The organism is Phyllobacterium sp. T2-21 (assembly GCF_055378485.1).
Genome location: NZ_AP027913.1, coordinates 93,551 through 112,105, shown reverse-complemented (window position 1 = coordinate 112,105; position 18,555 = coordinate 93,551). Strand labels below are relative to the sequence as shown.

Annotated in this window: 17 protein-coding genes; 5 read left to right on the top strand and 12 right to left on the bottom strand. The window is 55.8% G+C overall.

Annotated elements, in window-relative coordinates; all coding sequences use genetic code 11:
- Positions 1–2: 2 nt before the first annotated feature.
- The 6 genes from ACZ5FP_RS18660 to ACZ5FP_RS18635 all read right to left on the bottom strand — a co-directional run bounded on the left by ACZ5FP_RS18660 (position 3) and on the right by ACZ5FP_RS18635 (position 6,516).
- Positions 3–1,025, bottom strand: coding sequence for an ABC transporter ATP-binding protein (locus ACZ5FP_RS18660; protein ID WP_464663507.1), 1,023 nt, complete (start codon positions 1,023–1,025; stop codon positions 3–5).
- Complete coding sequence (locus ACZ5FP_RS18655) at positions 1,018–1,998, bottom strand: ABC transporter ATP-binding protein (RefSeq protein WP_464663505.1); 981 nt, start codon at positions 1,996–1,998, stop codon at positions 1,018–1,020. The genes ACZ5FP_RS18660 and ACZ5FP_RS18655 overlap by 8 nt, the downstream gene beginning before the upstream one ends.
- Positions 1,998–2,816 (bottom strand): ABC transporter permease, encoded by an 819-nt coding sequence (locus ACZ5FP_RS18650; RefSeq protein ID WP_464664003.1) that lies wholly within the window; start codon positions 2,814–2,816, stop codon positions 1,998–2,000. Before ACZ5FP_RS18650 ends, ACZ5FP_RS18655 begins: the two co-directional genes overlap by 1 nt.
- Positions 2,817–2,875: 59 nt before the next feature.
- On the bottom strand, positions 2,876–3,808 hold the full coding sequence (locus tag ACZ5FP_RS18645) for an ABC transporter permease (RefSeq protein WP_464663503.1): 933 nt from the start codon (positions 3,806–3,808) through the stop codon (positions 2,876–2,878).
- A 164-nt stretch (positions 3,809–3,972) separates the two neighbouring features.
- A complete protein-coding gene (locus tag ACZ5FP_RS18640; RefSeq protein ID WP_464663501.1) occupies positions 3,973–5,574 on the bottom strand; it encodes an ABC transporter substrate-binding protein in 1,602 nt (533 codons plus the stop codon).
- Between the two features lie 39 nt (positions 5,575–5,613).
- Positions 5,614–6,516 (bottom strand): serine hydrolase, encoded by a 903-nt coding sequence (locus ACZ5FP_RS18635; RefSeq protein ID WP_464663499.1) that lies wholly within the window; start codon positions 6,514–6,516, stop codon positions 5,614–5,616.
- 126 nt (positions 6,517–6,642) lie between these two features.
- Between ACZ5FP_RS18635 and ACZ5FP_RS18630 the strand changes: the two genes are divergently transcribed.
- Positions 6,643–7,596 (top strand): LysR family transcriptional regulator, encoded by a 954-nt coding sequence (locus ACZ5FP_RS18630; protein ID WP_464663497.1) that lies wholly within the window; start codon positions 6,643–6,645, stop codon positions 7,594–7,596.
- A 176-nt stretch (positions 7,597–7,772) separates the two neighbouring features.
- Here ACZ5FP_RS18630 and ACZ5FP_RS18625 read toward each other — a convergent pair whose 3' ends face one another.
- Positions 7,773–8,564 carry an SDR family NAD(P)-dependent oxidoreductase gene (locus ACZ5FP_RS18625; protein WP_464663496.1) on the bottom strand — a complete coding sequence of 264 codons (792 nt, stop codon included), beginning with the start codon at positions 8,562–8,564 and terminating at the stop codon, positions 7,773–7,775.
- Between the two features lie 341 nt (positions 8,565–8,905).
- Between ACZ5FP_RS18625 and ACZ5FP_RS18620 the strand changes: the two genes are divergently transcribed.
- The gene (locus ACZ5FP_RS18620; RefSeq protein ID WP_464663495.1) at positions 8,906–9,814 is read left to right on the top strand and encodes a LysR family transcriptional regulator; all 909 of its coding nucleotides are present in this window, start codon (positions 8,906–8,908) and stop codon (positions 9,812–9,814) included.
- Between the two features lie 16 nt (positions 9,815–9,830).
- On the opposite strand, the gene ACZ5FP_RS18615 is transcribed toward ACZ5FP_RS18620, so the two are convergent.
- Positions 9,831–10,010: a hypothetical protein gene (locus ACZ5FP_RS18615; protein WP_464663493.1), complete on the bottom strand. Its 180-nt coding sequence runs from the start codon at positions 10,008–10,010 to the stop codon at positions 9,831–9,833.
- Between the two features lie 554 nt (positions 10,011–10,564).
- Between ACZ5FP_RS18615 and rnk the strand changes: the two genes are divergently transcribed.
- Positions 10,565–11,014, top strand: coding sequence for a nucleoside diphosphate kinase regulator (gene rnk, locus ACZ5FP_RS18610; protein ID WP_464663492.1), 450 nt, complete (start codon positions 10,565–10,567; stop codon positions 11,012–11,014).
- Between the two features lie 216 nt (positions 11,015–11,230).
- Here rnk and ACZ5FP_RS18605 read toward each other — a convergent pair whose 3' ends face one another.
- Entirely contained in the window at positions 11,231–11,671 is a 441-nt protein-coding gene (locus ACZ5FP_RS18605) for a MarR family winged helix-turn-helix transcriptional regulator (protein WP_464663490.1), read from the bottom strand.
- 79 nt (positions 11,672–11,750) lie between these two features.
- Between ACZ5FP_RS18605 and ACZ5FP_RS18600 the strand changes: the two genes are divergently transcribed.
- Positions 11,751–13,553 (top strand): chloride channel protein, encoded by a 1,803-nt coding sequence (locus ACZ5FP_RS18600; protein ID WP_464663489.1) that lies wholly within the window; start codon positions 11,751–11,753, stop codon positions 13,551–13,553.
- 48 nt (positions 13,554–13,601) lie between these two features.
- Complete coding sequence (locus ACZ5FP_RS18595; RefSeq protein WP_464663487.1) at positions 13,602–13,904, top strand: hypothetical protein; 303 nt, start codon at positions 13,602–13,604, stop codon at positions 13,902–13,904.
- Positions 13,905–14,078: 174 nt separating this feature from the next.
- Here ACZ5FP_RS18595 and ACZ5FP_RS18590 read toward each other — a convergent pair whose 3' ends face one another.
- The 3 genes from ACZ5FP_RS18590 to ACZ5FP_RS18580 form a co-directional block, all read right to left on the bottom strand.
- The gene (locus ACZ5FP_RS18590) at positions 14,079–14,825 is read right to left on the bottom strand and encodes a hypothetical protein (protein ID WP_464663485.1); all 747 of its coding nucleotides are present in this window, start codon (positions 14,823–14,825) and stop codon (positions 14,079–14,081) included.
- Positions 14,826–14,928: 103 nt separating this feature from the next.
- Positions 14,929–16,443 carry a DUF6212 domain-containing protein gene (locus ACZ5FP_RS18585; protein ID WP_464663483.1) on the bottom strand — a complete coding sequence of 505 codons (1,515 nt, stop codon included), beginning with the start codon at positions 16,441–16,443 and terminating at the stop codon, positions 14,929–14,931.
- Positions 16,443–18,485 carry a glycosyltransferase family 2 protein gene (locus ACZ5FP_RS18580; RefSeq protein ID WP_464663481.1) on the bottom strand — a complete coding sequence of 681 codons (2,043 nt, stop codon included), beginning with the start codon at positions 18,483–18,485 and terminating at the stop codon, positions 16,443–16,445. Before ACZ5FP_RS18580 ends, ACZ5FP_RS18585 begins: the two co-directional genes overlap by 1 nt.
- Positions 18,486–18,555: the final 70 nt, after the last annotated feature.

Below are 18,555 nucleotides of genomic sequence, written 5' to 3'. Positions count from 1 at the left end.
GATTAGCCTTGCTCTAACAAATGGCAACGGGCGCGATGAAAATGCTCACCGGACGAATTGATAAATGACGGGATATCGCCCTCGCGGCATTTATCGAATGCGGAAGGGCAACGCGGATTGAAGGCACAGCCAGGCGGGGGATTAAGCGGCGATGGCGCTTCACCCTGCATCCGGCGCTGGCGCGTCATGGGGGCCAGGGGATCGGGGATGGAAGCGATCAAAGCCTGCGTATAGGGATGCAGCGGACTGGTGAAAATATCACTCCATACGCCCTCTTCAACGATGCGGCCCAGATACATCACTGCGATGCGGTCGCTCATATGTTCAACGACACCCAGATCGTGCGAAATCATCAAAAGCGCGATACCGAGTTCGTCTTTCAATTCCAGCAGCAAATTGATGATCTGTGCGCGGATCGACACATCGAGAGCAGAAACGGGCTCGTCGCAGACAAGCAGTTTCGGTTGAACAATCAAGGCGCGCGCAATGCAAATACGCTGTCTTTGGCCGCCGGAAAACTCATGTGGCTTGCGATCCGCCGCTTCAGGTTTCATGCCAACCTTGGCCAACATGTCCGTCACACGGGCTTCGATCTCCGCACTATCTTTCATACCGTGGAGACGCAAAGGCGCGGCAAGAGCCTCTCGCACGGAACGGCGTGGATTGAGCGACGCAAACGGATCCTGAAACACCATCTGCACATTGCGGGCCTGCGCGAGCGGATCGTTTTTAACGGCTGTCGGCACATCCCGCCCTGCCACACGCACCGAGCCGGACGTAATGGGGATGAGCCCCATAATGGCGCCGGCAAGCGTGGATTTTCCGCAGCCGCTTTCGCCTACCAGACCAAGGCATTCGCCGGCTCTGAGAGAGAGATCGATTCCGTTGACGGCCTTCAGTGTCTTTTTTCGAAAGCCTTCGCGGACAGAATAATGAATGCGCAGATCATGAATGGCGAGCACTTCGGCGGTGTTGCCGTTCTTGTCGCTATCTGTTGGCGTCAAAGTGGTGATCTGTTCAGTCATGATGGAAACACCTAATCGAACCCAGCGCATCAAGGGACGCTGCGGGCGGCATAACCTCCCTGCACTCTTCGGTGACACGCGGACAACGCGAAGCAAAACCGCACCCGATATCGCGCTCCATCAAGCCCGGAACGACACCCTTGATCTCGGTTAATCGGGAGCGGCCTTCCCGCAAACGACGGCCGAGGAGCGGCAAAGAGGCTACAAGCCCATGCGTATAAGGGTGACGCGGATCGGTGAAAATCTCGCTGGCAGGACGCTGTTCGACAATGTGGCCTGCATACATAACCGCCACCCGATGGCACATGCGCGCAACAAGTCCCAGATCATGCGAAATCATCAGGACTGCCGTGCCCCGGGCGGTGCACAGATCAAGTATGAGTTCAACAATTTCTGCCTGAATGGTCACATCCAGTGCGGTCGTCGGCTCATCGGCAATCAGCAATGCCGGGTCGCAGGCCAGCGCGATAGCAATCATCACGCGCTGGCGCATGCCACCGGAAAGCTGATGCGGATAATCCTTGATGCGCCGTTCCGGGCTTGGAACCTGTACCTGCTCCAGTGCCTCTATGGCTTTGATCCGGGCCTGACGGGCGCTCATGCCCCTATGCAGCACGAACATTTCGCCGATCTGGTCGCCAATCGTCATCAGAGGATTGAGCGAGGTCATCGGCTCCTGAAAGATCATGGCCACACGGTCTCCGCGCAGACGGCGCAAATCCTTATTGGGCAAGCGGTTTATATCCTGCCCTTCCAGAAGCACACGTCCCTGCGTGACGTTCATCGGGTCGCGCAGCAAACCCGCAATCGTCAGGGCACACAGACTCTTACCGCAGCCGGACTCTCCGACAAGCCCGAACACTTCACCGGCTCGAATGGAAAAATCAACCTGGTTTACCGCGGGAAAGTTCTGTCCCTTGGCGTGCAGTGCAATCGAAAGATTTTCGACCTGCAGAATAGGATTGTCAGCCATCAGCGTTTTGACCTCCCGTGCGGATCAAGCAGGTCACGCAAGCCGTCGCCCAGCATATTGAAGCCGAGCACGGTGATGAAGAGCGCCATTCCCGGAAAAATCGCGACCCATGGCGCAACCATGAGCTGCTCGCGTGCCCGTGCCAGCATACCGCCCCAGCTCGGTGCAGGCGGAACAACACCCAATCCCAGAAAAGACAGTGACGCTTCTGCCATAATGGCCGATCCGATGCCCATTGTGGCCACCACAATGAGCGGCCCGCCAATGTTCGGCAGGATTTCACGCAGCATGATGTAGAATTTACCGAAGCCGAGCGTGCGGGCTGCCTGCACATAGTTTTGTGACTTTTGCGTTAGAACCTGCGCCCGCGAAATACGGCAGCTATAGGCCCAGTCCGTCAAACCAAGGGCAATCAGCAGACTGAGCAGTCCAGGCCCAAGAACCGCCATGAGAGCCAAGGCGAACACAATGGTTGGAATGGATAGCATCAGATTTGTCAGGCCTTGCACAAACTCGTCCCACCAGCCGCCGAGATAGCCGGCGGAAAGACCAAGCAGAACGCCTATGCAGGTGTTCATCGTCTGCACGGCAAGCCCGATCATAAGTGAGATACGCGCCCCATAGGCAATGCGTGAGAAAATATCCCGGCCCTGCTCATCGGTACCGAACCAGAACCGCGCACTTGGTGCTTCTTCCGCATAGAGAAGATTGGAGTTGGAAACCGGATCGTAATGGGCAATCCATGGCGCAAACAGCGCCACCAGAATAATGGTCACAAAGATCGTGAGCCCTATGACAAGATTGGAGCGGAACATCAGTGCTGCCTGTTCTGTTCAGAATGTTTGCATGATTGCAAAGAACGCTTTTCCATGAGCACTCAGCGATATCGAATGCGCGGGTCGATCGCGAGATAGGCGATATCGACAAGCGTGTTGATGATGAGAAAAAAGAGCACGATCACAAGAATGCAGCCTTGAACCGTTGGTATGTCGCGCATGGAAACCGATTGCGTCAAAAGCGAGCCGATGCCCGGCCACGCAAACAGGTTCTCAATGACGACCGAGCCACCCAGCATGGAGCCGAATTGCAGGCCGATTGTCGTCAGCACCAATACAAAGGCATTGCGCGCTATATGCTTGGTGACAATGCGGAATTCTGAGTTTCCCTTTGATCTGGCCGTGCGGACGAAATCAGCATTCATGGTTTCCAGCACGGCCGCGCGGGTCGTGCGCGCCAAAAGTGCCATAGGGGCAATACCGAGCGTCAGGGCAGGCAGCACCAGATTCTTGAAATTGCCGTTGCCATAGCCAAAAGTGGGCAGCCAGCCCAGTTTGAGCGATATGAAATACATGGCCAGCAAACCGAACCAGAAACCGGGCAGCGAGAGACCGGAAACAGCTGTTATCATGGCGGTTGTATCTAGCCACGTGCCCTGTCGCACGGCTGCCAGAAAGCCAAGTGGCAGGCCGATGATAATGGCAAAGGCAATCGCCGCAACGGCGAGTTTGAATGAGGCGACTATGCGGGTGGATAGCATGGCGGTGACAGGGCGTTGCGTGGAAAAGGACGTGCCGAGATCACCTGTTACAAGCCCGGAAATATATTTGCCGAACCGCTGTGGCAACGGATCGTTCAGGCCCAGTTCCTTTTCGATGCGTTCGGTAACCGCCGGGTCAATGTCGCGTTTGTCGCTGGAGAGCGACGACACAAATGTGCCGGGCATGACGCTGAATAGAAAGAAGATCAGCGTTATTGCGGCAAAAACCGTGACCAGAGATTGCAGCAGTCGCCTGCCAATCACCATCAACATAGGACTATCCATAAATCGTGGTTAGAGAGAAGCGGCCGATGTTGCGGCTGCTCGGAAAAGCACCCCTTGCCGGGAAATGTCGAGCTCAGGGCCTTTCGGCTTACTGAGTGGTGTTCTGGCAGTCCGGCATGGCGCCGGACTGCCAGAACGGATCAACGGCTCGATTAACGGCCAGGCGCGTTAGCGTCGAGCCAAAGCGAATCCACTTCAATGATGGCGGCTTCGGTCACATTGGTATCAACGCCGTGAATCCAAGGCTGGGTTGCCACAACGGCCTTATTGTAATTATTGAACCAGACTGGCGCCTTTTCAAAAATATAGGCATCCGCTTTCTTCAAAAGCTCGATACGCTTGGCCGGATCCGATTCAGCCGACGCCGCATCCAGAATTGCGTCATAAGCGGGGTCCTTGAAGGCACTGCGGTTACAACCCGAACGGCTTACACGGCTGTCGAAGCAGCGCAAGGTGGTGAGCGGATCAGGTCCGGTGCCCGCAGAACGAAACCATGCCATGGCCGATCCCTGATTCATTTCATCAACGAGCGTGTTGGAATCCACGACCTTGGCTTTGGCGGTGATGCCGACCTCTTTGAGAAATGGCATCATGGCTTCCAGAACACCGAGGCTCGACGTACCTTCCGTCACGGATATTGTAACTTCAAAGCCATCGGGATAGCCGGCTGCGGCCAGCAGCTCCTTGGCTTTCGCGGGATCATACGGATATGGCGCGCGGTCTTTGTCAAATGCAGGGGATGTAGTTGGTAGCCAGCCCGTTGCCTTATACGCTTTGTCTTTGAGAAGTTTGTGGATGATGATGTCACGGTCAACAGCATAATTGATTGCCTGCCGCACGCGCACATCGTCAAATGGCTTCTTTTCAGTGTTGAGGCCCATATGGCGGGTGAACACTTCCGAAATTTCAACCAGGCCCTTGGAAAGTTCTGGATCAGCCTTGTAAAGGACATAAGCGTTTTCTGACAGAACGGTGGCATCCAGCTCGCCAGCGCGAAATGCCATATCAAGCGCGCTGTTGTCGCCGGATATGGTGAAATCCACCGCATCAGCATAGGGCTTGCCCTGCTTGTAATATTTGTCGAATTTTTTGCCCGAGATTTTTGAACCTTCGACGTGATTTTCAAAGGTAAATGGTCCAAGACCAACCGGATGGGTAAGGAAATTGCCGCTTTCTACTTCTTCTTTTGGCAGAATGGCTGTGATTGCTTCGAAGAATTGCGTGCCTGGATCGACAAGGTCTTTGAATGTGAGCGAGAAGGTGCGGTCATCGATCTTTTTAATGCCGCTGATTTCTTTGACTTCGCCCTTGGAATATTCCTGCGCACCGACGAGCGTACCGACCTGCACCGCGCCAGGATAGCCCTTTGCCGGGTCCATGATACGCGTATAGGACCAGACCACGTCATCTGTCGTCAGCTTACGGCCATTGTGGAAATAGATGTTGTCAAACAGTTTATAAGTGAAGGTTTTACCGTCATCACTGGTTTTAACCAATTCAGCCAGATCAAGAGCAGGCGCGTTTTTGGCTGAATCCCAGGTATAAAGGGACCGGTGAAACGCTTTGGAGACCACCATGTCCTGCGAGGTATAAGTCGCATGCGGGTCAAGACTTTTGAGGGCGGCGCCATAGGGCGCTGCCAGATGCAGCGTACCGCCGGGCTTCGGCTCATCTGCCCAGGCTGAGCTTGCAGGAACAGCCGCAGACAGTGCGGCGGCAATCAATGCAGCTTTTATGATCGAGCGATAATTCATGATTTTCCCCTTTTTCATTGATTGGCTTTTACGGTCAGCTTATTTTTGGAAGGCATATCGGTAAAAGTGCCGTGCGAAATTGGGCAGAAAACTTTTGTCGTTCGCGGACCATTCCCCATCGCACATCACACAGAGAACAAAACTTTTTCCGTCAGGCGTTTCCCCGTAGACCAGATCGTGCCTGGTCCAGGACGTATGACCCGCTTTCGACCACGTCATTACGTCCCCTGGCAAACCCTCGACCAAAAAGCCAAGGACCTGATCACCTTCAGGATCGCCATCATTTGGATGGCGCTGAAACTCACGGTTCATCAGCCTCATCATCCAATCGGAGCGCGCACGCGCTCCGCGCGCGATATCGTGCATCAAAGCTGCCGCGGACAAGGCGGTGAGAAGATTTCCATTTTTGCCATTGCGGATCTGCTTGGCGCGACCATACGGGCTGTCCTCATATGTGCCATGCAATACGTTGATACCCGCGAATTCTGGACGGTTCTGTGATTCATACCATTGCTGAACACCGTGGCGCGCCGCGCACCATTCTTCCAGCGCTTTTCCCTGCAAAGGGGCGCCATCATCAGCACCGGTCAAACGTCCCACGAGATAAACCGTCGCCTCGTTGGAGGAAATGGCCATCATCTGTTCGGCGGCGCGGTCATCTTCCGCGTCCTCGGCCAGGCGGCCTTCCTCACGGAACGCCGCCAACGCATCGAGAAAAAACAGCTTCACGACACTTGCCGGATAAAGCGGCTTCATTGCCTGATGTCCAAACCATGACGAATTCAGGAATGCGCCGGGATCAACCAGGCGTAAGGGAGCATCGAAAAGGCAGGCAGCCAGGCTGACACGGCTTTCGTCGAGAGCGCCATTTGTCGACAGCAATGCTTCTGATAGTGCGCGTGACGCCGGATGCGTCTTCGGCATTTGGGCTGTGGCGTTCATTTATGTTCCCTATTTTTAAAGCAATTTAGTCATGGAAATTTATTCGTTGATATAGAAATATCATTGGAACTTTATGCGCCTGCGATATGATGTGGTAAAAATCACCGCAATTTCGGAGGGCAAAAGGTGGGATCGAGCAAAGATCATATCGGTTTGCGCCAGGTAGAAATTTTTCGCGCCACCATGAAGTTTGGTACCGTCACGGCTGCCGCAGCGGCTCTTGGTTCTTCGCAACCAACCATCACGCGTGAGTTAGCACGATTGGAGCAACATATCGGCTTTCGCCTGTTTGAACGGCGTCTGCAAAGACTGGTGCCAACGGCCAGAGCGCTCAAGCTTTTTGAGGAAGTGCAAGCCTCATTCATCGGTCTGGATCGTATCAATGACTTTATCGATCGTCTGCGCGATGCTTCGGAAGAAGTGCTGACGGTCGCTTCTCTGCCGGCTTTTGCACAGACGATACTGCCTGAAGCGGTCGCGCGGTTGAATGCCACCCATCCGGATTTGACACTGCAAATCAGTACTGTTGACCCCCGCAATCAATCGAGCATTTCCGGTTTTAATTTTGATGTCGGCCTGATCGAGGGCGTCTATACCGAAAGAGATGCGGAATCGCGGATATTATGGGTGTTCAAGCTCGTCGCCATCATGCCGCCGGATCATCCTCTGGCACAACGTGACTATGTTGAGCCGCACGATTTTGAGGGCATCAACTTCATCAGTCTCGGCTCTCAGGATCCGTACCGGCTGAGCGTGGAACGTATATTCGACACGGCTGGCACGCAAAGACGGCTGTTCCTGTCATCGCAATCGGCCAGCAGCGTGTGCGAACTGGTGCTGAAAGGGTTGGGTACTTCAATTATCAATCCGCTTACCGCGTTAAGCTACGAAAAACATGGCCTCGTATTAAAACCTTTTTTGCCTGCGCAGGATTTTGTGCTGTCCGTTTTACGTCCAATCAATCGCCCTGTCGTCGCCAGTTCTGATGCGCTGGTGGCGCATTTATCCCAAATATGTGCGCAAACGCATCAAAATCTGGTCCAAAAACGCTTGGCTGTTGACGATAAATCACGGCATTGATGATGAGGATTGAACCAGTCCACCCATTCGAGTGGTATAAACTCAACAGCCTCGAAGTTTCGCCACGGCGCATGAAACTGACGGTTTACGCCGGTCGAACAGCAACAGATCGATCCCGCCAAGCGGCGTATGCTTGCAGGACCGCTGCTCGGGATTTGCGATGAAAGCGTTGCTTGTCAGGCATCGCGCCTGAAGGTCGATTTGATGACCCTGCCAGCCAGCTGCCCGCCGTCTACGGGTAGCACCGCTCCGGTTACGAATCCGGATGACGGCGACGAAAGCCAGAGCACCGTGTTGGCGACATCGATGATCGAGCCCAGCCGTCCCATCGGGACTGCCATGGCAGCCATGCGTTGGACATCCGGGCCGGCTTCCTCCAGATGGTGGGTCAGGATAGGGCCCGGGGCCACCACATTCACCCGGATGTTCTGATCAGCATAGTCAAGCGCAGCGACGCGGCTGAGACCGATGATACCGGCCTTTCCGGCGACATAGGCGGAAAGGCCCGAGACGCCCGCGACACCGGCTGTCGAGGCCATATTGACTATGGTACCGCCGCCATTTCCCAGCATGGCTGCAATCTGGAACTTCATCCCATGAAACGTGCCATGAATATTGGTGCGAATACCCTGGTCGAACGCTTCAGCATCTATCTTTGCCAAGGGTGCGGGGCCCGGCCCGTCGGTTGCGTTGTTGAATGCGGCGTCGAGACGGCCAAACGTGTCAATTGTTGTCAAGACAAGAGCTTCCATGCTGCGAGGATCCGTAACGTCAGCCGCAACAGCCAGGGCTCGGCCGCCCGCTGCTTCGATCTGGCGGGTCACGTCTTCAATAGCCGCTTGATTGCGCGCCGCCAGCACCACAGCGGCTCCGGCCCGGGCGAACGCCCTTGCCGTCTCCGCGCCGATGCCCTTGCTTGCGCCCACTACCAAGGCCACCTTGCTGGAAAAATCATGCACTTCTGTCACTTGGGTCTCCATAATTGGCGCGTTTGCGAGGGCGCTAGGTGCCGAACATCCCGTCGAACCGGGATATGCCGGCTCTGGCATAGACTCCGTCCCTCTTCTGCTGGAAGCGGCAGTCGAGCCCCGTCGTGTGGGACATCAACCGAACGACGGTGATGTGCGCTGCTGTGCCGCCCATAGCCTTGGGCTTGAAGTTCGGCAGAACAGCGTATCGCTTCTCATCGGCCGCTGTGCTCGAACCGAACGGCTGGCTTTCGTGACATCATTTAATCTCCGTTTATCCACGCAACGAAGAATTAGCCTCGACAATCACATATAAAAATGGGCACTTTCCTGAAAGGATCATGAAGCAGGACTTAATGATGGACCCAAGCACTCTGGCCGCATTGCCCATCTTCCGCGCCGTGGCCCGGGCTGGTGGTTTCACCGCGGCATCGGGCCGGCTCGGCATTTCCGTTTCGGCTGTTTCGCAGTCGATTCGCCAGCTTGAACGTCGTCTGGGAGTACGATTGTTCAACCGGACAAGCCGCAGCGTCCGCCTGACCGAACACGGCCGCCAGTTACTGGCAACCATTGAGGGGCCCATCGACGTTCTTTCGACAGCCGTCGAGGCGATCAAGGAGGCTGACGGCGAACCATCTGGACACCTCAGGATTACGCTGTCGAGGCTCGCCGCTGAGGTTTGCATCCTGCCGACATTGCCCGATTTCGTCAGGCGCTATCCGGCGATTCGATTGGAGCTATCGACGGACGACCGCTTGACCGACATCGTCAGCAGCGGTTTCGATGCAGGCATACGCTTCCGCGAGACGCTGGAACTGGACATGATCTCTGTCCCTGTCGGTCCGCCGCTGCGGCGTTCCATGCTCGCCAACCCGGACTACCTGTCGCGGGCCGGCGTCCCCCGCACGCTCGACGAACTCAACAGACACGCCATCATTCGCTACCGCTTTCCCGGGAGCGGCCGCCTGGAACCGCTGACGTTTCGCCGCGGCGAAGAAATCATCCACCTCGATCCTCCCGCCGTTCTCGTGCTCGATGACAACAGGCACTTCGCGGTGGCTTCGCACGCTGGTCTAGGGCTGGCGCAGCGCTTTCGACCGACCGAAGAGGATGGTATCGAAAGTGGAAAATTGGTGAGCGTACTCGACGCTTATGAACCAGAACCGCAACAGTTTCGTATCTATTTCCCATCACGTGACCTTCAGCCGGCAAAGCTGAGAGCATTCATCGAATGGTTCAGGGCAGGTTAGACGGCACAAGGAGCGGTCACTGCGGCTTGGTAGTCCAGGCACCTATTTCGGATCGCCCGATCAGCGTGCCGCCGGTACCAACCTCCGAAAGAATACGGTCCACGAGCGTGGAGGGATCGACCTGCGACGCTGCCACAATTCCAAACCTCTCCATGGTCGGCAATTGCGTCTCCACGAGATCGGTAACAAGGTGCACTTAGCCCTGCTGCTGATTGTCGCGAAATATACGCCGTGAAAGCGTTTGTGCGTGACAACAATCCAACGATCCAAGAACTCAGCACAGCTGTTATAAGATCAGACCACCATTTCATCAATCCGGCGCACGGCGCATTCGTTTTTGGCGCGGCAGTTTATGATTGGACGTATCCGGCAAAAGCCGATGTGGGCATTCGGTTCGTCGCCATCCCAAACCGCAAAATAAAAGCCCTGTTCAACCTGGGTACTTCAATTTTTCAACGTCCGGCCAGCTTTTGTCGCGGGTTGACTTTAGGGATTGCTTACCCAACTATATCGCGATGTATCATACCGCCAAAACCATTTGCGATTATCTGTATCGGGTTTTCCCCATCGCGGGATATTAACCCCCGGCTCGGTTGCCCACGCTTCGAGTCGCGGGGCTTCACATTACGACTGCGATCAGGGTGACCGGGGCTTTGGCTCCGACGTCTGTGACACACTCTCAACACAATAATAGCACCGGAAAGCCGGCACTGAATCCCCGAATGAGGACGATGTGCCGATGGAAAAGATATGAGCATTCAAATGCAGCACATGAGACAGGCTAAACGTAAACCCAATATCCGGATATCGGAGACTGATCATTCAAGGTTGACCGCATTGGCGAGTACCTCGATGACAGAAAATCCGGAAGTTTCCGAGGAACTGCTCGATGAACTCGATCGCGCCAAGGTGGTCGCCGATAGTTCCATTGCCGCCGAGGTGGTGCAGATGGGTTCGACAGTCACTTACAGTGCCTCCACCAATGACACCAAAACCGTCAAGCTCGTATTCCCGGGAGAAGCGGATATCTCCGAAGGCAAGATCTCTATTCTCACGCCGATCGGGACGGCATTGATCGGCTTGTCCATTGGGCAATCCATTTCGTGGACTGCCCGCAACGGGCGTCGTCATGAGCTGACGATCCAGGACGTCATTCACCCTCAACATGGACCAACAACCACTCTCGGTAAATTCCGTTAGCCCAACGAGTAGTATAACGGGGACGGCCGCAAGACGAATCCGCCCGGACTGTTCACGTGGCAGTCCGGCAATGACATTTTCACAAAAGCAACACAGATTGTTAGAATGTCAGCATCGCAAATATACTTGCGGGGCAGACCGTATATCCTCGCGCACACGGCAACCGTCAAGAATGGCCAGGATATCATGATCGCCGCAGGCAGGGACGCAAGCCCGTCATTCCTTGTTATGGTTCCATTTGTTCAACATGTCTGCAAGTTCAGGCCCACGACGCCTCAACTCGGAAACATGCGCCCAGGAAAGCTCCTCCAGAAGTTCGTGCGCACGCAGCGTTAAATGGAGGTGCATCTTGCGACGATCATCGGCGGCGACAGCTCTTTCCACCAACTGAGCAGAAACAAGACGGTTGATAAGTTCAACGGCGCTGTGATGCTGAATCATGAGATGAGCTGCCAAATCTCCGACGGAAAAACCTCTTTCCGCCGGCGTGCCGCGAATGGCGAGAATTGCCTGATGCTGCTGTGGGGTGAGGCCAGATTTCTTCGCCGCTTCTTCGCTAAAGCTCAAAAACTCGCGAATGGACCGCCGGAATTGTGCCAGCGCACTATAGTCCGCATCGTCAAGTTTTGATTGCTGCGACATTGATTTGCGCGTCATCGGAAATCCTTGTATTATATCGTAGTACGATATATTGGCATTGATCTACCCCTACCAGAAATTGAAGGCACTGACATCCATGCTCAACAGCGCGCAAGGCCCGCAACCCGCACACAGTCCGGGAGACTTTTCCACCGATCGCCGTGTACTCATACTCATTGGCATGGCTTTGATTGTCGGTACGTGCAGCGTTGGAGCCGCATGGTTGTTGATCCGCCTCATTGCCCTCGCCACAAATCTGCTTTGGTTTCACCGGATCAGCGTTGACGATGTATCACTCGCGTGGATCCACCCGGGCATATCAACCATTGTCATCCCGATCGCGGGCGGACTGCTTGTTGGGCTGATGGCGCGGTTTGGCTCGGAGAAAATCCGCGGTCACGGCATTCCGGAAGCCATCGAAGCTATCCTCATCGGTGGAAGCAGGCTGCAGCTCAAAGTTGCCATCCTCAAACCGCTGTCATCGGCCATATCCATTGGTTCGGGCGGCCCATTCGGCGCGGAAGGCCCCATCATAATGACGGGCGGCGCGATAGGGTCTCTCATCGCGCAGTGTTTCCACTTTAGTGCGGCGGAACGGAAAACACTCCTCGTTTGCGGCGCTGCCGCCGGAATGACGGCGATCTTCGGTACTCCGGTTGCGGCCGTTCTCCTTGCTGTGGAACTGCTCTTGTTCGAATGGAAACCGCGAAGCCTGATCCCTGTCATCGTGGCGTCGGTAGTCGCAATCGCATGGCGGCCGCTTCTGTTTGGAAACGGCCCGCTCTTCCCGCTGCTTTCAAGCCTGGCGCTTTCACCAACAGTGCTCATTGCCTGCGTTGGTGTCGGGATATCGGTCGGGCTTGCCTCTGGGCTTTTAACCTCGCTGCTCTACAGGGTGGAAGACGTCTTCACGAAGCTTCCCGTTCATTGGATGTGGTGGCCGGCGTTGGGTGGCCTGGCCATCGGGCTCGGCGGACTGGTCGAGCCGCGCGCCATGGGCGTTGGCTACGATGTGATCCGCGACCTGCTCGTCACCGACACGAATGCTCACACCGTCTGGGTTCTGCTTGCCGTGAAAGCTGCAATTTGGATCATTGCGCTGGCATCAGGAACATCGGGCGGCGTTCTTGCACCACTTCTGATCATGGGCGGCGCGATAGGCTCATTGGAAGGGCATTATCTTCCAGGCGTCGGAGGTTGCTGGGCCCTGCTGGGAATGGCCGCTATGATGGGCGGAACCATGCGTTCCCCGCTGACGGGCATTCTCTTTGCCGTGGAACTGACCGGTAATGTCGAAATGCTTGTGCCGCTGCTGATCGCCACCGGCTCCGCATACACGGTAACGGTGCTTCTGCTCAAGCGATCAATCCTGACAGAGAAGATCGCGCGGCGCGGCCAGCACATCACGCGGGAATATAGCGTCGATCCATTTGAACTGCTCCGGGTGTCTGATGTGATGGTTGCGCCTGCCGATACGCTGGCGGCAACCATGTCGGTCGATGAGGCAGTCCGCTTTTTCCAGTCCGACGACCATCGGCACAAGTCCTATCCGCTCGCCGACGCGAACGGTTCGCTTGTTGGCATCGTGTCTCGTGCCGACGTGCTGAAATGGAGCAGCGAAGGATCGCACCAGGATCAGACGCTCTTCGAGCTCGTATCGGATAGCGCAATTCTCGTTGGCTATCCCGATGAAGTAGTCGCGCGTCTCGCGGATAGAATGGTGCTGAATGATCTCGGCCGTGTGCCTGTCATTGATCGCAGCACTCGCAAAATTCTGGGCCTGGTATCACGAAAGGATCTTTTGCAGATTCGGCGCTCGGCTCATTCGGCAGAGCAAGATCGGTCAGCCTATATTCGCTCCGGCAGAAAACCGGCGACGCCTCAGACCAACGCAATCTGATGCGCCGGTCATTTCCAAGACAGTGATGCGGTAAATCTGGAGGAAGACATGCAGGACAATATCGTTCGTGACGTCATCGGAAAGCTGGCGCGGTTTGAACAGAGATTCAGGTCCAAGCGGGAAGCGCATATGTCACTCGGCATGCTACCGGCGAATGTCCCAGCCCGGTACGACCGCTTTGACCAAAAGCGCAGGGATATACAATCGAAACTGAAAGCAAGGCTTGAAGGATCGCACGGCATTGACTGGGAACTGCTGAAGCTGGAACTGCAAAACGACATTCTGTTGCTGACGACAAGTTTTGAACACTGGTCGCAACAGCTGGATGCAAAATTCAACAAACAAAAATGATTCCGGATGTTTAGCGCGGCTTCACAAGATATATTGACTGCGTTGCTTGCGGGTCAGGCATCTCTGACAAACTGCTCAAACAGGGCGGAAAGCATACTCTGCTGGTGTTGCCTGCACCCTACAATCTGGAAGGTCCGGTTGAACAATCAGCTTACGCGCAATGACCGGCATTCATCAGATCTTGTCAAAACCGCCGCCTGCCGCGACAAAGCCGCCGGTCACGCGTAACGAGGTGATTGCACCATGCTGTTCGATCGGGGCGACTCCGGCTCCATTGGTCTTGATGCCGCCACTGATCTCGATCTCGCGTGCTGAACCACCCGGCTTGATGCTCAGCGCGATGGCCGAGAGCGTGATGACAACGCCCTTGACCAGCGACGGCCCGGTGCCACCGAATGTTTCAATGCCGCGATGCACGATCAGCCGACCGATCGGCTGGCTGATCTGAACGCCGACTGCGCCGTCCGCGTGGGTAACAACGCGGTCGAACTCCGCGAGGTTGACCGTGCCGGTATAGACATTGAAGCCGCGCGCACCTGCACCGAAGGTTTCGATGGGAGCGTTGACTTTCAGTTCATGGACGATGCCGAAGTTAACGAAGCCGATGCCGCTTGGACCGTGCGAGGTGATCTTGGCCTCGGCGGTCCAGCGATCAACGACGCCCCAATTGTCCAGCACCATGTCGTTGACGCCGTAGGTTACGACCGGACCACGATTGCGCACTACGTCGACATAGGCGCCGTAGACCGTGAAGACCCCGCCGGTAATCTGGTCCGCCGTGCTGGGCGAAAACTGATCCGGACTCACGCGAACATATTGGCCGATCATATGGGCGCACAGCAACGCACGGGTCGGATACGATGCAATCCACAGAACCAGTCCGCAAAGGACAACGGCTTTCGCCGGTTTCAGTCGTTGCACCGTCGCAGGATAGGCGACCGATAGCCGCTACCAGTCCACTACCCTGTCATTATTGATATCCACGACATTGACGGACCGTGCAGCGGCATCGGATGCAGATTTGTTATGGTGTGGCCAACGGCATGACCGGGGCGCACTGCCAGGCTGCTCGATCCGAAAGCGCAGCTTCGAAGCCGTCGAAAATCACGCGGCCGTGTTCCAACGTCCCCCCGCGCGGAAGACGCGAGAAAAAATGAATGTCAATCGGACTGGATAGCGGCTCGGGGAGGCGAATGGTCAACGGGAAGGGCTTGAGGGGTTCAGCAAGTTCAATCCATGCGGTTGAGGCGAGCACGCCAATCCCCTGCTCCGCCTCGTCAGCATCGTGACCGGGGCGCGTTACCGCAAGGCGTACAAGCAGCCGCGTTTTGCACAAGCCATCGTCAATCGTAGCCTGACAAGACACAGCGCTTATGCCTGGTATGGCGGGCAGGCTGATGGACGCCGCCGACGCCGGATTTTCCCGCAACGGGCGCAACAACACCCGTCCTCCTTTTAAATAGCCGAAATAGGGATAAGCCCAGGTAAGTTCTCGTGTCGTCCTGGCCGCAGCCACCGTATGTTCGGGAATCGCCATCACGGGATCTGCCGGCAACGGAGCCATGCTCGAACCAGTGTTTGCCTTAGTGCCAGGAATACCACCCCAGAGTTTGAGGGCGAGCATAGTGTCGCCTGCAGTCTCGCTGCCGGTCGATGTATATGAATATTCGGGTAAAAGACCAACTGGCGAACATGTGAACTTTGGTGCATCTACACCGCCCGTGGCATGAACACGCAGCTCGAGTCCATGCGATCGAAGGGTCAACGCTGCAGGCAATCGCAAGGGCAGCCAGCCTGGTTTGAGTTCGCCATAGGCAATCTCCCAGTGCGCCAACGCCTTTTCCGTCTCACGAACATATAAAGAGACACGAAGATGCCCGTATCCGGAACCAGGAACAGCGACGTGCACATCTATGCCAAGCAGCCCGTGAGCCCCGATAGGCAAGCGTTGACACAAATGTGGTGCCTTCTCACCACCCATTGCTGCCTGCACCGTCTTCGCATCAACCGTCGGCGCGGCAGTCTCAAAGATGAGGCGCGGCGGTGCAAGGCGAAGGTTGGCCAATAAATCCTCAAGCTCCGGCGGAAGTCTGACATCCTGGGCCCAGCTTTCACGCAGCGCTGCCAAGTCCTCGATCAGCAGTTGATTTACCTGCGTCAGACGAGTGACTTCAGCGCGCGCGCGCTCAAATAGCGCTGCATTCAGCTTTGCCGCGTCACCGTCAATGAAGCTTGGCTCCGCTCCGATTCCGCCAGCACCCGCCCACCATTGCGCCAAGCCTGCCGCCTGTTCTTCATCATGCGGATTCCAGACGACCCAGACATTCGTGGGTGGCATGTCAAGCAAATGATGATCGGTTCCGGTGTCAGCGGCACCGGTGAGAATGAAACCGCCGGTATCGGATTTTTCGGCGACAAGCCAACGCACCGTATTCGTCGGAGGAACGAACGTCCAAGGCTGAGCCTTAGACTTTACAATCAAAACTTTGGGATGACCGTCATAGAGTGCGGGAAGCAGATCTGGAGAAACGTGTAGCATTAGGCTGAGACTCGGCTGTGTTCGATTGCAGGTGTAGTCGCTTCGGCGAAGGCCATGGCATCGGTGCCGTGCCACGGACGCAGCTTTCTCGGCGGGATACCGAGACCGCGGCAAAGATGCAGCATGTCCCGTGTTTGCGGGAAGATCGCATCATAGGCCTGCTCAAAAGCAGCGCAGGCTGTGATTGTATCGGCGGCGGAGCGTGTGTCGTCTTTGGCTAGGAAAGCCCAGGTTTCCACCTTCAGTCGCCGCAACGCGCCGGCAAGCAAATGCAGGACAGTGCTTTCGGCAGAGACAACCAGTGAATAGCCCGCAAGCGTAGCGACCGCCGCCTGCCTGTCGCGCCAATCGAGATGAGGCAGGCTCGTTCCAAGATATTCTTGACGCATGGTCTTGGAGGTGGCGCGAAGGGAGGCCAGCGGCAGTGAAACGATTTCGGCAAATGCGTCGAGATCATTGGTATTGCCTGACAAGTGCCAGGCGAAGGTCACAAGATGCAAAACAGTTCCTGCTTCACGAAGCGTGTTGGCCAGCCGCGCGGCAAGCGCGATTGAAGCGGTCGTGGCATCGTCAACAACAATTGCTATGCATCGGTCTGTCACGGGCGTTGGAAAGACCGATGCCGTGTTGAAAAGCTCCGGATAGAAATCACGCGGATGGGTGGCCTGAGCACGATAGCGATCGCGTTCGATGGCGTGCCAAAGGGCACGCTGCTCACGCAGGGCCAACTGCTCCACGGCCTGGAGTAGGGACGCAAAGCCTTCAGCAAGCGGTTTGAATGCTTTGATTTCACCGGGGCTGCTTACTTCAAGATCAAAAAAACAGCCACCAAGCGATTTCGCCATGTGCCAGTGATTGCCGTAGGCAAAGCCGCCTTCAGCAAATTGCTGTGCAAGCAGTTCGCCGGCTTCTATAGCGATGATCTGCGCTTTTTCCGGTATTGGCGGAAGGTTGTGTGCACTCGTCCGATTCACGGAAAGTGAATCCCAATGGAGCATCCGTTCGTTTGAGGAATGAATGGTGAGCGAGCACGTTGCTATCGCTGCGTGCATCACAGCGCATTCAAGCGTCCACAGCACACCCTGGAGCAGACGTTCCGTCACCAGCATATCGTGGAGTGCTTGATCCATAAGGATCAAATGACCGGGGCAAAGGCCATAGCCGGGGCGCTCGGCAGCGCGAAAGAGACGAACAAGGTAGTCGTCAAGCTTCACAAGCTCTTCAATACCATGAACTGTCATGCACCGCACAAAGCCTGTGTCCGGATGGTAAACAGCATACCGTGCCCGTGCCTCAATCTCCATCCGCAACACGGCTTTAACATTATAGAGCCGGGAATGCTTCTCGCGGATGTAGGTGAGAATTGGCGCGAAGTCCCGTTCTGCTTCCACCAGCATGCTTTCACCACGGCGCCGGTAGTGAAAGCCCGCATCCGGCACATGAACACCGCGAAAACCTTTGTCGAGCCCTTGCAGCCAGAAGTCCCAATCTTCGACGCCTTTGCGCATCGCCGTGTCGAAGCGGATGCCAGTATCGAGCATTCGCCGTGAGACCATGCTACCCGCTTCGCAGAAGCTGCGAAAAAGGTGCTCCAAAGGCGAATAGATACCGGAGGTGTCATGAAAACTTGCAAATCCGAACTTGTCGACATCAGCATAAGCCCAACCGACTGTTTCGTCCGAGAATCTCAATGCATTGACAAGTCGTTGCAAGAGAAGGGGGCCGATGTGATTGTCGCAATCGAGAAAATAAATCGCCTCCAGCGCGGGGAAAGAGCGCAGAGCAAACTCGATACCAGAATTTCTGGCGGCGCTAAGGCCCCCATTCGCCTTTTTCAGATAAAAGACCTTCCCTTCATATGTTGCCGAGAAATTGAGACAAATCTCGTGGGTTTCCGGTGAAGGGCAACCGTCATTGACGACCACAACAGCAAAATCAAAATCGGTTTGTTGTGCCACAGCCGTATGAAGTGTCTCGGCTGTGAGCCACGGCTGCCCGTAGGCAGGTATGAGAATGACGGCGCGTACATCTGTCGTTGTCATGGCGCTCTGGGTCTCCTTTTAGTGGTCGCACCAGATGTGCAATACCAATCGAACAAATTTGATGCGCTGC

Bases quoted from the DNA above. Each gene is read 5' to 3' on its own strand.
- ACZ5FP_RS18660 (WP_464663507.1), bottom strand. From the start codon at position 1,025: ATGACTGAACAGATCACCACTTTGACGCCAACAGATAGCGACAAGAAC.
- ACZ5FP_RS18655 (WP_464663505.1), bottom strand. From the start codon at position 1,998: ATGGCTGACAATCCTATTCTGCAGGTCGAAAATCTTTCGATTGCACTG.
- ACZ5FP_RS18645 (WP_464663503.1), bottom strand. From the start codon at position 3,808: ATGTTGATGGTGATTGGCAGGCGACTGCTGCAATCTCTGGTCACGGTT.
- ACZ5FP_RS18640 (WP_464663501.1), bottom strand. From the start codon at position 5,574: ATGAATTATCGCTCGATCATAAAAGCTGCATTGATTGCCGCCGCACTG.
- ACZ5FP_RS18635 (WP_464663499.1), bottom strand. From the start codon at position 6,516: ATGAACGCCACAGCCCAAATGCCGAAGACGCATCCGGCGTCACGCGCA.
- ACZ5FP_RS18620 (WP_464663495.1), top strand. From the start codon at position 8,906: ATGAAGCAGGACTTAATGATGGACCCAAGCACTCTGGCCGCATTGCCC.
- rnk (WP_464663492.1), top strand. From the start codon at position 10,565: ATGAGCATTCAAATGCAGCACATGAGACAGGCTAAACGTAAACCCAAT.
- ACZ5FP_RS18605 (WP_464663490.1), bottom strand. From the start codon at position 11,671: ATGACGCGCAAATCAATGTCGCAGCAATCAAAACTTGACGATGCGGAC.
- ACZ5FP_RS18600 (WP_464663489.1), top strand. From the start codon at position 11,751: ATGCTCAACAGCGCGCAAGGCCCGCAACCCGCACACAGTCCGGGAGAC.
- ACZ5FP_RS18595 (WP_464663487.1), top strand. From the start codon at position 13,602: ATGCAGGACAATATCGTTCGTGACGTCATCGGAAAGCTGGCGCGGTTT.
- ACZ5FP_RS18585 (WP_464663483.1), bottom strand. From the start codon at position 16,443: ATGCTACACGTTTCTCCAGATCTGCTTCCCGCACTCTATGACGGTCAT.
- ACZ5FP_RS18580 (WP_464663481.1), bottom strand. From the start codon at position 18,485: ATGACAACGACAGATGTACGCGCCGTCATTCTCATACCTGCCTACGGG.